The organism is Methylibium sp., assembly GCF_965279545.1.
In the GTDB taxonomy this organism is placed as follows: Bacteria; Pseudomonadota; Gammaproteobacteria; order Burkholderiales; family Burkholderiaceae_C; genus Methylibium.
On record NZ_OZ257250.1, the window covers coordinates 163,215 to 177,314 of the forward strand.

Annotated in this window: 15 protein-coding genes; all 15 read right to left on the reverse strand. The window is 67.3% G+C overall.

Annotation, left to right across the window (positions count from 1 at the left end):
- Positions 1–11: 11 nt before the first annotated feature.
- Genes traF (ACQY9S_RS00730) through traE form a run of 15 tightly spaced genes read right to left on the reverse strand, consistent with a single transcriptional unit; the run spans position 12 to position 14,099 of the window.
- A complete protein-coding gene (gene traF / locus ACQY9S_RS00730) occupies positions 12–869 on the reverse strand; it encodes a conjugal transfer protein TraF (RefSeq protein WP_428422662.1) in 858 nt (285 codons plus the stop codon).
- Between the two features lie 8 nt (positions 870–877).
- Positions 878–1,252, reverse strand: a complete 375-nt coding sequence (locus ACQY9S_RS00735; protein ID WP_428422663.1) for a hypothetical protein — start codon at positions 1,250–1,252, stop codon at positions 878–880.
- Complete coding sequence (gene traN / locus ACQY9S_RS00740) at positions 1,249–3,642, reverse strand: type-F conjugative transfer system mating-pair stabilization protein TraN (RefSeq protein WP_428422664.1); 2,394 nt, start codon at positions 3,640–3,642, stop codon at positions 1,249–1,251. Before traN ends, ACQY9S_RS00735 begins: the two co-directional genes overlap by 4 nt.
- Before the next feature lie 9 nt (positions 3,643–3,651).
- Complete coding sequence (gene trbC / locus ACQY9S_RS00745; RefSeq protein WP_428425537.1) at positions 3,652–4,359, reverse strand: type-F conjugative transfer system pilin assembly protein TrbC; 708 nt, start codon at positions 4,357–4,359, stop codon at positions 3,652–3,654.
- Between the two features lie 31 nt (positions 4,360–4,390).
- Positions 4,391–5,368: a TraU family protein gene (locus tag ACQY9S_RS00750; RefSeq protein WP_428425539.1), complete on the reverse strand. Its 978-nt coding sequence runs from the start codon at positions 5,366–5,368 to the stop codon at positions 4,391–4,393.
- 41 nt (positions 5,369–5,409) lie between these two features.
- Positions 5,410–6,039, reverse strand: a complete 630-nt coding sequence (gene traW, locus ACQY9S_RS00755; RefSeq protein WP_428422665.1) for a type-F conjugative transfer system protein TraW — start codon at positions 6,037–6,039, stop codon at positions 5,410–5,412.
- Entirely contained in the window at positions 6,036–6,377 is a 342-nt protein-coding gene (locus ACQY9S_RS00760; protein WP_428422666.1) for a hypothetical protein, read from the reverse strand. The genes traW and ACQY9S_RS00760 overlap by 4 nt, the downstream gene beginning before the upstream one ends.
- 10 nt (positions 6,378–6,387) lie before the next feature.
- A complete protein-coding gene (traF, locus tag ACQY9S_RS00765; RefSeq protein ID WP_428422667.1) occupies positions 6,388–6,939 on the reverse strand; it encodes a conjugative transfer signal peptidase TraF in 552 nt (183 codons plus the stop codon).
- Positions 6,936–7,289 carry a hypothetical protein gene (locus tag ACQY9S_RS00770; protein ID WP_428422668.1) on the reverse strand — a complete coding sequence of 118 codons (354 nt, stop codon included), beginning with the start codon at positions 7,287–7,289 and terminating at the stop codon, positions 6,936–6,938. The genes traF (ACQY9S_RS00765) and ACQY9S_RS00770 overlap by 4 nt, the downstream gene beginning before the upstream one ends.
- Positions 7,290–7,297: 8 nt before the next feature.
- Positions 7,298–9,856 (reverse strand): type IV secretion system protein TraC, encoded by a 2,559-nt coding sequence (gene traC / locus ACQY9S_RS00775; RefSeq protein ID WP_428422669.1) that lies wholly within the window; start codon positions 9,854–9,856, stop codon positions 7,298–7,300.
- Between the two features lie 10 nt (positions 9,857–9,866).
- The gene (locus ACQY9S_RS00780; protein ID WP_428422670.1) at positions 9,867–10,484 is read right to left on the reverse strand and encodes a TraV family lipoprotein; all 618 of its coding nucleotides are present in this window, start codon (positions 10,482–10,484) and stop codon (positions 9,867–9,869) included.
- Positions 10,481–11,278 carry a DsbC family protein gene (locus ACQY9S_RS00785; RefSeq protein WP_428422671.1) on the reverse strand — a complete coding sequence of 266 codons (798 nt, stop codon included), beginning with the start codon at positions 11,276–11,278 and terminating at the stop codon, positions 10,481–10,483. Before ACQY9S_RS00785 ends, ACQY9S_RS00780 begins: the two co-directional genes overlap by 4 nt.
- Complete coding sequence (locus ACQY9S_RS00790; RefSeq protein ID WP_428422672.1) at positions 11,262–12,686, reverse strand: TraB/VirB10 family protein; 1,425 nt, start codon at positions 12,684–12,686, stop codon at positions 11,262–11,264. The genes ACQY9S_RS00785 and ACQY9S_RS00790 overlap by 17 nt, the downstream gene beginning before the upstream one ends.
- Positions 12,683–13,546, reverse strand: a complete 864-nt coding sequence (locus tag ACQY9S_RS00795) for a type-F conjugative transfer system secretin TraK (protein ID WP_428422673.1) — start codon at positions 13,544–13,546, stop codon at positions 12,683–12,685. Before ACQY9S_RS00795 ends, ACQY9S_RS00790 begins: the two co-directional genes overlap by 4 nt.
- On the reverse strand, positions 13,530–14,099 hold the full coding sequence (gene traE / locus ACQY9S_RS00800) for a type IV conjugative transfer system protein TraE (RefSeq protein WP_428422674.1): 570 nt from the start codon (positions 14,097–14,099) through the stop codon (positions 13,530–13,532). Before traE ends, ACQY9S_RS00795 begins: the two co-directional genes overlap by 17 nt.
- Between the last annotated feature and the right edge of the window lies 1 nt (position 14,100).

The following is a 14,100-nucleotide window of genomic DNA, read 5'->3' on the forward strand; positions in this document are numbered from 1 at the left end:
CTCCTTGGAATCTAGGGCAGGGCGACCTGCCGTGTGGCGCTGGGCAGCATGGCGTCGTAGCCAGGCGCCGAGACGGCGGTGATGCGTTCGAGCAATTGCGCTTCGGAAAGGACCCCGAAGCCGATCGGTGTGATCTTTCCGCTGAAGGGCTGGGCGAGGTAGACGGCGGGGACCTGGGTCACTCGAAGCGCTGTGGCGATGCCGTTGTCGCGACGTGCGTCGGGGAAGCCCGGCATCGCGCCGCCGTCGACGCTCACCGACTCGATGCGGATGCCGTGGCGGGCCTGGAATGCCTCCAGCGTTGGTGCGAAGGCATGGCAGTAGGGGCAGTCGCCGCGGAAGAAGAAGATCAGCACGTGGTCACGGCCCAGCTCCGTGATCGAGCGCGAACGGTCCGCGAGCTGCTGCTGCTCGAACACCTCCAGCGCCTTGGCGTTCACCGGCCGGCCCTGCAGCGTGGGATCGAGTTCCGGCGTGGACCAGGCGACGCGCTGCGCCACGTCAGCAAAGGTCGAAGCCCGCGCGACCACCTGCGATTCCAGCTCCATGTAGCGGCGAACGTTGCCTTCGGTCGGCCGCATGATCGCGATGTTGCGCACGTCCTCCAGCGTCTTCTGCAGGCGCTCGAACTCCACGAGCTCCGGCGCCTTGGCCGTTGGAGTCGGCGAGTTGGTTTTGGGCGTGGCCGCCGAGGCCTTGGGTGGCGGAAGAGGTAGGCGCTCAAACTCGGGTTCGGGATCCTCGTAGAAGTGCCAGCCGCGCCAGGCGTCACCCCAGAATCGATCCGGCAACCCTCGAGGCTGGGCCTGGGCCTGCGCGAGCGCCGAGACGAACAGCAGCGCGGTTGCGAGGAGGTGGCGTATCGTCATCGTGCACCTCAGTTCAAGGACTTCGGCGGCAAGCCGTCGCGGCAGTAGTTGATGCCGAAATCGATGGTCTGGCGGCGCGGCGCCGGCGCACCCGGCAGCTGCACGCCGTCTTGCCAGAAGCGCACCTTCAGCCGACTGCAGCCCGCCTGGGCGTAGCGGCGCTCGGTGCTCACGTCGACGTAGATCGGCGTCGTCCCCTTGAAACGCTGCGTGATCGCGTCCGCGATGTCACCGGTCAGGGCGCCGTGCGCCTGGCCGTCGGGGGCGTCGATGGCTGCAACCAGCAGTGATCGCGCGTCGTACACGGAGACGCGCTGCTGGGCGAGGGTCTGCTGCGAGCACAGGGCCGCCGCAACCACCAACAAGGTGAGGCGAGATCTCATTGGCACCTCCCTTGCCCGTAGTAGCAGGTGGGTACCCGGCCCGCGCTGTTGGTCTGCAGTGCTCCGACGTCCGGCATAACCGGCACGAGCGATGCATAGAATTCCGACAGGTCCATTGCCGCGAAGTCCAGCGACTGCAGCTGCGCGATGGTGAAGCCAGAGCAGTCCGGGCTTTCGGCGCCGCCCCAGCCCTTGCCGACCTGCGCGCGCCCCTGTTCATTGACGATGCGCGCGAGCATCGAGTTGAAGCAGCACTTGGACGTCGTGTGCTCGATGCAGGAGACGCAGGCGCCGAGGATGCGGATGCACGAGGAGCACCAGGTGCCGATCGTGTGGCAGAGCCTGGCCCCTTCCTTCATCGCCAGCTTGCCCTCGTCCTCGTTGCAGGACATCATGGACATGATGATGTAGATGATCACGGCGATCACCAGCGACCAGGGGTCGAACGCGACGACGAGACTGTCGCTGGCGTAGACGGCCACCGACCCCGCCGGCAGTGCGGCGCCGTTGACCGCGACGGTCACCCCGTAGGTCGTGAAGGTGCCGCTGAACCCACCGCCCAGCAGCAGGGCTGACATGCCCTGGTAGATAAATTGCTGGTTCTCTGCGTTCATCAGCACATCGAACACCAGGCGCGAGCCCGTGCCGAACAGGCTCTGGTTGGTCATACCGGCGCCGGCACCGTCGCTGTAGCAGCAGTTTTTCAGCAACCGATCGCGACAGCGGTTCTGTTCGCCCTTGAACACCTGCATGCGGTCGGTGTCGAGGTAGACGCCAGACTCGCGCGCCGCCTCCAGCATCGACATGCTGCGGCCGAAGTCGGCATCGTTGGTGGTGCTGATGTCGAAGCAGCTGCCCTGGAAGCAGAAGACGTTGGAAGGGCAGTTGCTGGCGCTGGTGACGGTCTGCGCCGCGACGGGGCAGCTGTAGCTGTCGGCGTAGACCTCGCACGCACCGGTCGCCGCATTGCTTCGCTGGCAGCTTGTCGAGGTCGGCGTGCAGCCACCAGCCACCAGTGGCGCGCACTGGTCGAGCGACGCAGCGCTGCTGCAGCTCATCGTGCTCTGGTACCGCCAGCAGTCACGCGTCACCGCGACGCCGTCGACCATCTTGGTGGCGGGACCATCGACGCAGACCGACGCCGAGCTGACCGTGCAGCGCCCGCCGTCGGCCAAGGCCGGGCATTGATCGTCCCAGCGGTCGGTCTCGGCGACGGCGGTCAGCGGCTTGGTGTAGCTCAGCCGCATCGTCGGGATCGGACCGTAAGACGGATTGGGATCCCAGCCGACCACCGCACGGTCGGCATCGATGTTCCAGTAGTTGCCCGGAACCCTGCCGGTGATGTCGATCCCGGGGTAGGGCGTCCAGCCTCCTGCCGGGGCGTAGCACTTGCCGACGTCCAGCACGGTGGACGTGCAGCCGTTGTCACCCTGGCAGACGGTGTCCTGGATGTTGTCGCCGCTTTGCGTGCCGGCGCGGCAAGCGGCGTAGCGCTTCAGGAAGGGCTCGACGCTGGTGCAGGTGGTGCCCGAATCACCACTCCCCGTGCAGGTCTCCTGCGATTCCGCGGCGATCATGGCGGTCAGGCTGCAGGTCGTGCCGGCGCAGGATTTGTCGGCCACCCAGACACCCGTGCGGATCGGCAGGCCCGTCATCGAGGAGTAGTTGGTCGACAGTACCGCGACCATCTGCGGGAAAACGACCGGCGTCGTCATGTCCACGTCGAAGAAGGCCAGCGGCGAGCCGTCCTGGGTGACGCGGAAGTGTTGAGCAGTCTCGGGGCGGTCCGGCGTGCACTGCGCGTCGAGTCCGGTGCCGCCCGAGCCCGCGTGAGCGAACCAGTCGCCTGGCGTGCAGTTCGTCGTGCGGTCGATGCCTACCGACAGCGTATTCGCGCAGCTGTAGTTGCCGACCCCGACGTAGCGCAAGCAGCTCTTGATCTGCGTACCGGCCGGCTGGGTCGTCGTCGTGGTCGTGCAGCCGTTGTAGTAGGACGCGAGGCTTTCCAGCACCGAGGAGGGGCTGCGCACGATCGCCTGCGCGGCCAGCACGGCGGGGTCGTTGGCGCTGACCGCTGAGCGCGGCGTGTTGGCCGAACTCGTTGCGCCGCGCTGCGCCTGGCACACGGGGTCATTCGGCATCGTCGCGCACAGGGCCAGTCGCGCGTTGCCTTGGGCCGCCAGATTGGGTTGGCGGTAGTAGGCGGACTCGGCCGGCGTGGTCGTGTAGCCGGGGACGACAGCCGTGGCATTCGGCGCCGTGACGCTGCCGCGCGCGACGGGATTGGTGGCCTGGCCTGCGGCAACGCCCTCTTCGTGCGGCCCGGCAACCGCAGCAGTCTGCGTCGTGACGAAGCAGAACAGCGTGACCCAGACGATGAGCTTGCGCATGGTGGCCCCTCAACCTTTGAGTCGCTTGAGGAAGCCGCTCGCGTCCCTCGCGAAGCCGGGCGCCGATCGCTGGAAGAACGACAGGGCATAGTCCAGGCTCACGTCGCCCGAAGCGGTGACGAAGCCGTTGCCGGGCACGCACAGACCGCCAGCGCAGGGCTGAGGTTGCGTCCCGTCGCGCACCAGCACGAAGCTCGGTGTCTGGGTGATCGCGTAGCGGTCGAAGGCCTGCGGATCGATCTGTACCGCGACCTTGCGTGTGCCGATCAGCTGCTGCACGCGCGAGACCGTGTGGACGAGTGAGCCGTCGACCAGGCCTCGCAACACCAACGACGCCTGTGTCCGGGCGGCTTGATCGACCAGTCGGCTGAGCGTGGCTTCGGGCATTGCGAAGCTGATGAAGACGAGCAGGACCGGGCCCGCCTTCGGGCTTAGCGCGGCTTGCCCGGTCTGCGCGTCGAAGCCGTGCGCGAGCGCCTCCAGGTCCACGGGAGCTTGCGTCGCCGGTTTGGGCAACGCGTCGATGTTTGGCGTCGAAGGCACAGGCACCCGGCGCAACTCGGCATCCGTCGGCATGCGATTGCGTTCGCGGGCCCGCTGCACGTCCTGTTCGGTGATGCTCGGCTGCGACCGCTTGGCGCGCTCAATGTCCGCCTCGGTGACGGTCGGCGTCGTCTGCGCGTGCGCTGCGTGGATTGCCAGAACCTGGCCCAGCATCAAGCCCAACGCAGCCCAGGAACGATGGCGATCAGTAGCCCACACAGCAGTTCCTTTTGCGAAACAACATGAACGCGAAGTCCTCGCCGCGCACCGGGTACTCCTTGCCTGCCCCCCAGACGATCGTGCTGCGTCCGAAAGGCTGGCAGCAGCGGCCGCCGTCCTTGCCGGTGTTGGCAATCGGGTAGGTGAGCTGGGTCTTGTAGGCGGTCTTGTCCATCGCGGGCAGGAAGTACGGCCCGCACAGGCCCGCTTGGCCATGCCAGCCCCAGGCCAGCAGCTCGCGGTGCATCTTGGCGGTCAGGCGCTGGGCCAGCAGTGCGGCCGTGCGCACGCCACCCATGTGGTAGGGCACGTGGCCGTCGAACGGATAGACGCCGCCCTGGCAGCCTGCGCACCAGAACATCTCGGCGATCCCGAAGCCCGCGGTGGCGGCGACGCAGTCCGCTGCGCAGGCCGCGATGGCCAGCGGATTGGCGAATAGCACGGCCTCCGGATTGAGGATCAAGGTCAACTCGTCGTCGTTCCACAGCGGATCGACTTCGGTCAGGTAGGCCAGGTCGAAGGAACCACGCTCCAGGCAGGGGAAGTCGGTGACGACCTCCATCCAGTACAGGACCGGGTTGATGTAGAGGTGCGCTTGGTAGAAGCTGCCTCCGTCGCCATCGCCCTCCGGACGAGTGAACCGGGCTGCCGACGGCGCGCTGATTCCCGGGTCGAGATCGACGCCGCCGAGCGACGCGAGGCAGAAGGGCTTGCGCACCGCCTCGACGTGGCGCGCCGGCTCCCAGAACCCGATCGACAGGCCGATGGTCGGATTGACCCCGCAACTGCACACCGGGCTCGACGGATTCGGGATGTCTTCCTGGCCGTCGAAGTTGCCGACGGTCGCGCTGCCGATGCTGATCGGCAGGATGCAGGACCAGCAGATGTCGGTGATCGGGTTCGGGAACTTGCCAGTGCACGTGAGACTGTCCGAGGCGTGCGACAGCGCGCCGCTCAGTAACATCACCAGGCCCAGAACAAGCCGGACGGTAAAGGATCGGCCATTCATCGCAGCACCACCTCATCGATGCGCAGGCGCTGGCCTTCCTGCGACACCAGCGCCGGCACCTGCCGGATGCCCAGGCGCCGGGTCAGCACGCCCTGCTGGTCGTAGTAGACGGGGATGCGCCAGGACTTCATCAGGTCCAGGTAGGAGCCGCCCGTCAGGATCGGCTTCACATGCCCCTCGTAGCTCGACATGAGTTCGCGCGCCCGTGCGACCTGCCGGCGATCCCTGGCGTCGAAGAACAGCAGCCGCTTGCTGAGCGACACCACCTCCAGCGGGTTCTTACGCGTGCCGGCCGCAAAGAGCAGCCGGCCGCTGGCATCGACGATGTTGCGGTCGAGCGTGAAGCTGGGGTCGACATAGAAGGTGCGCGGCGTGTCGGTCGCACGCACGCCGGCCACCGGTGCCGGTTGGCGCACGGCGTCGACCCCGCGCGTGCGCGCTTCGTCGATCAGGCGCTGCAGTTCGCCGCTGCGCTCCTTCTCCCGCAAGCGGCGTTCGATGTCGGCCAGCAGATGCGGTTCGGCGATGCCGTAGGTGGGACCGATGGCGCCGAGATCGACCGCGTGCGCGATCGATCCACAGAGCAGCGACACAACGACCAGGCCTGGAGTCACGGCAAACTTCATCGCCGGTCTCCACACGCGACACGCTGGCCCAACTCGGTGATCGCCTTGGCGTCACGGACCTGGCTCGCGCGGATCATGCCCATCAACACGGGATCGCCGCTTCCCGCCGAAGTGGCGCGACGCAACTCCGCGGTGGTGAGTGCTCGGCCGCAACGCTGCTGAAACGCCTGCGCATAGGCCTGCGCGCCATCGCGGGCAGCGGGTGCGATCTGCTTGAGCAGGCCGAGGTAGTCGGCCATCGGCATGTCGGCATCCGATGGTGCGGACGCTGGCTGGGCGGCGACCTTGGCCAGCATCGCGATACAGGCGCACAAGAGGACGGGATGGACGCGGTTCATCGGGGGGCTTTCAGAAGAGCGGGATCACCGTGCCCAGCACCTGGTCGGCGCGCACCAGGCCGCTCGCGCGGTAACGCGAGTCGAAGGAGTCGAGGCTCGTGCCCTGCACGTAGTAGTGGCCGGCCGGAATCACCGTCGCGGCAATCGGGTCTAGCGGGCGCCTGTCGAAGGTATGGGTCTTGGCTGTGCCGACGGCTTCGCCGTTGACCGCGACCACGCGACCGTTCACCGTCACGGTGTCGCCCGGGACGCCGCGCACGATCTTGAAGAAGGGCTGGCCGTGCAGGCCAGGGTACTGACGCTGCGCTTCGCCGTCGAATGCGAAGACGACATAGTCACCGCGCTTCAGCTCGTGGGCGCCGTATTGCAGCCAAGCCACGCGGCAGGGCAGGCTGGGCGTCCAGTTGAACAGCACCGGCACCCGTGGCGTCGGGTCCGCGAAGAGCCGCACATACGCAAAGCCCCAGATCGCGAACACGGGCAGGTAGAGGTACCAGCGTTGCCGCATGTGGCGAAGCAGCAGGACCAGTGCCTGGACCCGAGCGGAATCCGTGAGGTTCATGGCGCCTCCACCTTGCGCTTGAGGTGCGCCGTGAGGTCGACGGTGCGCGGTGTCACGCCGGCCACCGCACTCTTGAGCACGACCAGGCAGCCACACTCGAGCGGCAACTGTTCCAGGGCGAGCGGCAGGCGCTGGGCAAAGACGCGCGCCATCGCCATGGCCTTCTGGCGCTCGTCGTCGGAGCCGGCCTTGGTCAGGATCAAGGTGAACTCGGCTTCCTTCTGCCGATACACCTCGCCGACGTCGACCAGACCGACACGCAGCGCCGGCCGCACGACCCAGTGGTCGTAGGCGGCGATGGCCACCGCCACGACGAGCAAGGTCGCCGCGCCATGGAGCGCCAGGGACATGGCGGCCCTCATACCGCGTGCCCCCGGCGGCGCAGCAGTTCGCTGATCGCGTCATCGATGCTCAGGCCTTGCGCCCGCAGCTCGTCGATCGGTGCGTTGTCCTCCAGCTTGTTCGAGAACAGCAGGTGGGTCGCCGGGTCGAGGATGTTGCGTGCCACGCCTTCGCCGACCGGCGAGGAGATGTACAGCTCCGAGAACACGCCCGGCTCGGTGCGCAGCGAGTTCAGTAGGCGCTTCTTGGCCTCGTCCATCGACAGCCGCCCCTTGCGGTCCAGCATCTCGATGGACTCGGGCTTCTGGCGTAGCAGGAAGACCCAATCCGAGCAGTTGAAGGCCGCTTCCATCTGTGCCGAACCGTAGTAGTCGTCGGCACTCTGCGTCGCGGTGCCGAGCGAGCCGCCGTACTTGCGCGCGCGTCGCGCGGCTTCCTCGACCACCGCGGCCTTGACCGGATCGTCGGCTCCGATGTCACCGAGCTGCTGCTTGAGCTCGTCGATGAAGAGCACCTTGCGCCGGTTGCGCGTCAGATACATCTCGCCGGTGATCTGGTGCAGCAGCAGGATGTTGACCACCGCGTGCAGATCGGGCCGGCGCTTCAGCTCCTCGTTCTCGATGACCACGAAGTCGTTCGCGAAGTCGACGTTGTTGCGGCCCTCGAAGAAGCGCTCGTACTGGCCGCCCTTCGCATAGGGATTGAGCATGATCGCGAGGTCTTTGATGCGCGCGTCCTCGCGCACGCCCAGCTCTTCGATCGTCCCGGTCTTGAACGCATCGCGCAGCGCGGTGACGGTCAGGTCGTTGCCGTGCGCGCGGAACAGCTTGAGCACCATCGCCGAGATGGCCTTGTACTGGACCTCGTCCAGCGGCCGCGACATCGAGGCCATCTTCGAGATGGCCGGCACCAGCATGTCGATGTCTTCGTTGATGTCGACGATGTTGGAGAAGGGGTTCAGGCAGATGTTCACATCGGGCTTGAACTCGATGTAGGTGCCCTTGGCTTTGCGGCACAGCTTCTCGAAGCTGCGGCCCAGGTCCAGCATCCAGACCTTGGCGTCGATGGCGCGGTAGGACCAGGCCATCTCGTTCATCAGCACCGACTTGCCCGATCCCGGCGCGCCGATGATCGCGAAGTTGTAGTTGCCCAGGTCGTTGTCGAACAGGTCCAGCGTCATCAGCTGGCCGCGCCGCCCACCGAACACCAGGGCCGGCGTGCGCGTGCCGCGCCATTCGCCGATCAGCGGCGCGAGGTGGATGGCGTTGGCCATGGTCTTGCGCGAGACGCGGCGCATCTTGGCCAGGTCGCGGTGGAAGCGCTCGGACAGCGTCATCGGCAGGCTGGCCAGGAGCGCCTGCCGGTGCATGTAGGTGTCGGCGTTGAGCTGAAAACCGCGCCCGCGCCAGATTGCGTTGGCGGTCTCGTGGGCCGACACGGCGCGGCTTGGCGGCGAGAAGATGGCGAGCTGGTGGTACAGGCTGACCAGGCTACCGCCGGTGTCGATGGCCTCGGCCGCTGCGGTCCAGTCCTGCAGCTTCTTGCCCACGTCGGGCATCACGTCGGCCATCTTGCTCTTGGCGTTCTGCGTCGCGCGCACGTGGTTCGCGGTGACGATCGACTTGGTGACGTTGGGGTCCAGCACGTGCACGCCCATCGTCAGCAAGAAGGGAGCGGTGTACTGCAGCGCCGGCTGCATCAGGTCGCCGATCAGCGAGCCCATCTGCCACAGCGCGAAGCGTTCCGGGAAACTCTTGATCGAGTAGAAGCGCGCCTCCAGCACGTCGGCGGCACCTTCCTTCCACAGCGTCAGGCCACCCGGGTGGGGATCCTGGATGGTGTCGAAGTCGACGATCTGGTCGCGGATTTCGCGGCCATCGTCGTAGTGCAGGTTGGGTGCGTCGGTCTGTGAGATGCGGTCCGGGTTGGTGAAGAGTGCGCACCAGTTGATCAGGTCGGCCGCGTCGCAGATCTGGTTCGGCAGCGAGGCAGAGCGCAAGGTCGAGCCGATCGAGTCGCGCAAGGTCAGGATCTCGTCGCGCCGGGTCAGGTCCTCGGCATCGCCCGGCAGGCTCACGCTCAGCATCAGCCGGAAGTCGCGGATGGTGTAGTGGAAGCCCGTGGTCAGCGAGTGCTGGGCGCCGTGCAGCAAGTGGCCTACGCGTTGACGCGCGAGCCGCCGGAAGAGGTTGTCGTTGCGGGCAGGGCGGCCCCAGTGCTGGGCCTTGTCGGCCTGGTCAACGTCCTCGACGCGCAGGTTGGCGTAGCGGCGCAGTTGCTCGCGGATGTGCGGTGATGCGAAGAGGTGGAACTGCAGCCCGGTGCCCGGTGGGCAGTTGGCGTAGAGCGAGATCAGCACCTCGGCCATGCGCTCGTCGGCGCCCGACTGCGGCATCAACTCCAGCATGAAACCCAGGCTGTCGCGGTTGACGAAGAGTTTCTCGGCCGCGAGGTAGGCGGAATAGGGCAGCCAGGCGGCGAACTGCTCGGCAGGTGTGTCGATCGTTCGGCCGAAGCCGAACAACGGCGGGTGCGCGGGCCGGCCAATGGTGCGGTGAAGGGTGGTGGTGTTCATGCGAGCGTCCTCACTCAGTGGTGTCAACACCGCGCGGTACCGGGGCCGTGGGCGTTTGCGGGCCGGGGAAGGTGCCCTCGCCAAGAGGTCGTGGTGCGCTCTTGAGATGGGCGGGCAACGGCGTCGCGTCCTTGCCGTCGGCAGATGTGGCACGCGGCGGCGCCTTCAGCGGCGCGTAGGCATCCCGAATCTGCCGCTGCACGTGCTCGATCTGCCATTGCCCGGCGTCGATCTGCACGTAGACGTAGCCCTGGTCGTACAGATCGTGGTCAGCGTCCTCCCAAGGTTTGAACCACAGGCGCAGGATGCGGGGCGACGATCGCAAGGAGACCGGGGTGGGCGGGAGGCTCGCCGTCACGGCGGGCGCGCTCGCCGCCGTCATCGAAGGCTGCGGCAAGTCCGAGCGCTCGAACGATCCAGGCGCAGTGCGACGCTGCCGCTGGCTGGGCAGGTTGTTCTGCACCGCGTTGGCGTAGGTGCCGGACACGGAGTCGCAGGTGACGCCTTCCGGGGCCTTGCAGGCGTAGCTCGAGCTGCCGCTCAGACCCGACATGCTGGTGCAGCCGGGGAGCACGAGCACCGCACTCACGAGCACCGAGAGATGGGCGAGGTGATTGGGCGCCCTCATGGCCGCGACTCCGTCGCGCTGGCCTGTCTCAGCCTGGCCTCGAGCACGCCGCGCTCGACGTAGCCATCGGTGCGCGTGCCGTCCGACCAGATCAGCGTCGGCGTGCCTTGCACACCCAGCCTGTGGGCCAGCGCCAGGTTGCGTTCGACCGGGTGTTCACAGGTGGCACCGGTGCCCAGCGCCGTCGAATCGCCTTGCAGCATGTAGCGCTGCCAGGCCTGGCCACGGTCGGCAGCGCACCAGATCGCGATCGGCTTGGCGCTGCCCTGAAACGGCACCAGGAAGGTGTAGACCGTGACGTCGTCGAGCTTCGCGAGCTCGGGCTCCAACTGCCTGCAGAACGAGCAATTGGGGTCGCTGAAAACGGCGAGCCTGCGCTGCCCGCCGCCGCGTACCGTCTTGATCGCATCGGCGAGCGGCAACTGGTCGAAGGCCACCTTGTCGGCCGTGATGTCGGCTTGTGCCGAGGGCGCTGACCGGGAGGCGGATGCCAGCTTAGGGCCGGTCAAGTCGCGCATCGTCTGCGTGTCGAACACGCGGCCGAACACGAAGTAGCGGGTGTTCTTCGCCGAAACGTAGGCCACGTTGCCGTTCATCCAGACCTCGTACAGGCCATCCACCGGCGAGCGGGACGCCGCGGTGAACTGCGTGCCGGGATGGGCCTTGCGCAGCCGGTCGAGCAGCTTGGCTTCGTCGGGCGTCGCGGCCTGGGCCGCCGGGACGGCGGTCGCGAGCAAGGCGCAACCGAGTGCTGCGCGCCATGAGACGCGCGCAAGTTCAGTAGTCGCCGTCATTGGAAGGCTCCAGGTAGCGGGTTTCGGGGGAAGGGTTGGGGCGTGAAGCGCCGCTCGCATCGAGCGAGGCGGAGGCCGACCCAGTCATGGGCACGTCGATGCGCACGCCCTTGGTGATCACGACGTCGATCTCGCGACCGGCGTCCACCTCGATCACCGGGAAGGTGTTCTCGGCGAGCTTGATGTAGTACTGGGCGAGCCGGTCGAGCGCCTTGCCCACGCCGCTGCCGAGCCCGGCGCGGTAGGCGTCGGCTCCGGAAGCGCTGGCGATCGTGCCGAGTGCAGAAGTGCTGTAGCTGGTCGACGCGGTGGCGACGCCCTGGCCGATGCCGCTGACCACGCCGGCGAGCAGGGCGTTGGCGAGCATCTGGCCTTGCTTGGTGACCAAGCGCCCCCGCATGCCGACCTTGCCGTCCTCGCCGTAGACGCTGCCCTGGATCTTGACCTCGAGCGTCGCACCGTCGGCGCGGACGCAGGACAGGTTCTCGGTGCGCAGGTAGGCCCGCTCGGAACTGATGTCGCCGTAGCCGGCGGCGATCACGAAGCAGTCGCGGTATTCGCCGCGGAAGCGGTTGGGCAATACCGAGTTGTCCGACAGGCGGATCAGGATCGGATGCGGATTGGACTGGGCCTGCCCGCCGGTGGGCGCGTCGAGTCCGCCCAGCAGCGTGCCACGCGTGAAGCTCACCGGCAGGAAGGTCGAGACGGTTCGTGCCTCGGCGGCTGCGGACGAAGACGCGGCGGCCTGAACCGTCCCGTCCGCCGGCTTGGTCCGTTCGCTCAGCGTGACGCGCGTGAACGTCGAGGCGGCGTTGAGCGCTGGGGCCGGTGCGGGGAAGGGCATGCCTGGCGTACTTGGCACACCCGGCGGCATGGCGCCGCTCGGCGACGACGACCTGATCGGAGGCGGCGGCAAACTGGCTGCCGGAGGCAGGCCCGGTGCCGCCGTTGGTGGCGGTGCCGCCGGCGCTGGAACCGAAGCGGGAGGCGTCGCCGCCGCCTGTGCCGCCGACGTGAGCCGCTGCTCGAGTTCAGCGAAGCGCTGCATCGTGCGTGCCTCGAAGGCCTGGCGATCCTTGTTGAGCCGGCCTTGTTCTTCGCGCTCGTTCTCGTACTGAGCGAGCTTGCTGCCTGCGGTGCCCACCCACTGATCCACCGGGTTGACCTGCTGGCCGGGTGGCATCACGCCGATGTTGGTGACGGCACTGGGCGTCCCCGTGGTGGTCTTGCCGGCCTTGTCCTTGCCGCTGTCGCCGGTTGAGGCGAACACGAGCCACAGCAGCCCGACGCCCACGAGCAGGATGCCACCCAGCATCGCGTACTGGCGTTGCTTCGGCGACAGCCGTTCACTCGCCCGCCGCAGCGCGTCGCGCAGGGCCGCCGTGGTTTTGGGGACGGCGCCGTTCATCGTGCACCTCCACGGCGGATCACGAACACGGCGGTGGTTTCGCCGGGGCGCAGGTTGTGATGCTCGATCGCGACGCCAGCGACCTGGCCGGTGTTGGCACTGTCGGGGCGGTCGAACTCCTGCTCGGCGAGCACCATCACCGCCGAGCTCACGTTCTGCAGCTGGTATCGCTCGCCGACCAGGCCGCGCCCTTCGTAGCGGCGCATCAGCGAGAACTTCGCCTCGGCCCAGAGTTGCACCGGCCGGTTCAACTCATCGACGCGGATGTCGGGCGGCACGCGATCCGAGGCCATCGCGAGCAGCAAGGCCTTCATCGCTCGGATGGGGTTCGCGGAAGGGCCTTGTGGACCCTGGCCCACGTTGGCCGAGGCCTGCACCGCACGCGGCGTCTTGTCGCGGATGACGATGGTGTCGGCCGGGGTGTCCGAGCGGCGCAGCAGCAGCGTGTAGGTGGCCTGCGCCGACGAGACGAAGAGGTTGACCGGCTTGCTTGAATCGCCAACAGGCCGGACGTAGATCTCGCCCTTCTCGCGGTCGCACTCGAGCACGATCTCGCCGGCGGGATTGACCGGTGGGGTCGCGATGCCAGTGCTGGGGCTGGTCAGCGCCGGCGTCGCAGCGCCGCAGTTGCTCGAATAGATGTTGCCGAACACGTCGGTGATCGGCGTACCGTCGATACGGATGCGGGTCGCTTCCCTGATCGACAGGATGGCTTCTACGGCGACCCCATCGCGGGCCTCAACGGTCTGCAGGGCGAGCGCCGGCGGCGCTGTTGTCGCAACGGCCAGCAGGATCACCAGGTGTTCGAGTGACATCGACCGGGGATCGCGACGAGGCGTGACTTCAACGAGGGGCTGCATTGGGGATCTCCTTGAAGGTCTTCAGGTGCATGCGGCCGCCCGCATAGCTGAACTCGACCAGGTAGGCCTTGAGGTCGTTGGCGGTCTCCAGGCCGTTGACGAGGGTGCGCAGCCGGCCGCGGACGACGACGTTCTGTGCGTCCTCGCTGGGCACCAGTTGCTGGGGCATGAAGACCGTGCTGGCGTTGATGCGCTTCAAGCGCGCGGCTTCCAGTTCCTGGCGGGTCTTCAGCGCCCCGTGCTGTTCGGGCTCGACGTAGCCGAGCAGGATGTCTTTCTTCCAGTCGATGGACGCGGGCGTCACGTCCAGCACCAGCCAGGCAATGAAGCTGCCCATCTGTTCGAGGTACTCGCTGCTGACCTTGTCACGCTCGACCCAGAAGGACTTGTTGATCGAGGGCGGTACCACCAGCGTCCGTACGGAACCGAGCAGGTTGAGGATCACAACCAGCGCAACGACTTGGCCCGCAGCCAGTGCGCCGACCGCCAGACCGAGTCCGCGATTGCGGCGCCGCAGTTCCTTGAGGTCGCCGTTGAGTCGATCGAAGTCCATG

What these genes read in the sequence shown, in the direction of transcription:
- traF (WP_428422662.1), bottom strand. Translation starts at nt 869, where the DNA reads ATGACGATACGCCACCTCCTCGCAACCGCGCTGCTGTTCGTCTCGGCG.
- ACQY9S_RS00735 (WP_428422663.1), bottom strand. Translation starts at nt 1,252, where the DNA reads ATGAGATCTCGCCTCACCTTGTTGGTGGTTGCGGCGGCCCTGTGCTCG.
- traN (WP_428422664.1), bottom strand. Translation starts at nt 3,642, where the DNA reads ATGCGCAAGCTCATCGTCTGGGTCACGCTGTTCTGCTTCGTCACGACG.
- trbC (WP_428425537.1), bottom strand. Translation starts at nt 4,359, where the DNA reads ATGCTGGGCCAGGTTCTGGCAATCCACGCAGCGCACGCGCAGACGACG.
- ACQY9S_RS00750 (WP_428425539.1), bottom strand. Translation starts at nt 5,368, where the DNA reads ATGTTACTGAGCGGCGCGCTGTCGCACGCCTCGGACAGTCTCACGTGC.
- traW (WP_428422665.1), bottom strand. Translation starts at nt 6,039, where the DNA reads ATGAAGTTTGCCGTGACTCCAGGCCTGGTCGTTGTGTCGCTGCTCTGT.
- ACQY9S_RS00760 (WP_428422666.1), bottom strand. Translation starts at nt 6,377, where the DNA reads ATGAACCGCGTCCATCCCGTCCTCTTGTGCGCCTGTATCGCGATGCTG.
- traF (WP_428422667.1), bottom strand. Translation starts at nt 6,939, where the DNA reads ATGAACCTCACGGATTCCGCTCGGGTCCAGGCACTGGTCCTGCTGCTT.
- ACQY9S_RS00770 (WP_428422668.1), bottom strand. Translation starts at nt 7,289, where the DNA reads ATGTCCCTGGCGCTCCATGGCGCGGCGACCTTGCTCGTCGTGGCGGTG.
- traC (WP_428422669.1), bottom strand. Translation starts at nt 9,856, where the DNA reads ATGAACACCACCACCCTTCACCGCACCATTGGCCGGCCCGCGCACCCG.
- ACQY9S_RS00780 (WP_428422670.1), bottom strand. Translation starts at nt 10,484, where the DNA reads ATGAGGGCGCCCAATCACCTCGCCCATCTCTCGGTGCTCGTGAGTGCG.
- ACQY9S_RS00785 (WP_428422671.1), bottom strand. Translation starts at nt 11,278, where the DNA reads ATGACGGCGACTACTGAACTTGCGCGCGTCTCATGGCGCGCAGCACTC.
- ACQY9S_RS00790 (WP_428422672.1), bottom strand. Translation starts at nt 12,686, where the DNA reads ATGAACGGCGCCGTCCCCAAAACCACGGCGGCCCTGCGCGACGCGCTG.
- ACQY9S_RS00795 (WP_428422673.1), bottom strand. Translation starts at nt 13,546, where the DNA reads ATGCAGCCCCTCGTTGAAGTCACGCCTCGTCGCGATCCCCGGTCGATG.
- traE (WP_428422674.1), bottom strand. Translation starts at nt 14,099, where the DNA reads ATGGACTTCGATCGACTCAACGGCGACCTCAAGGAACTGCGGCGCCGC.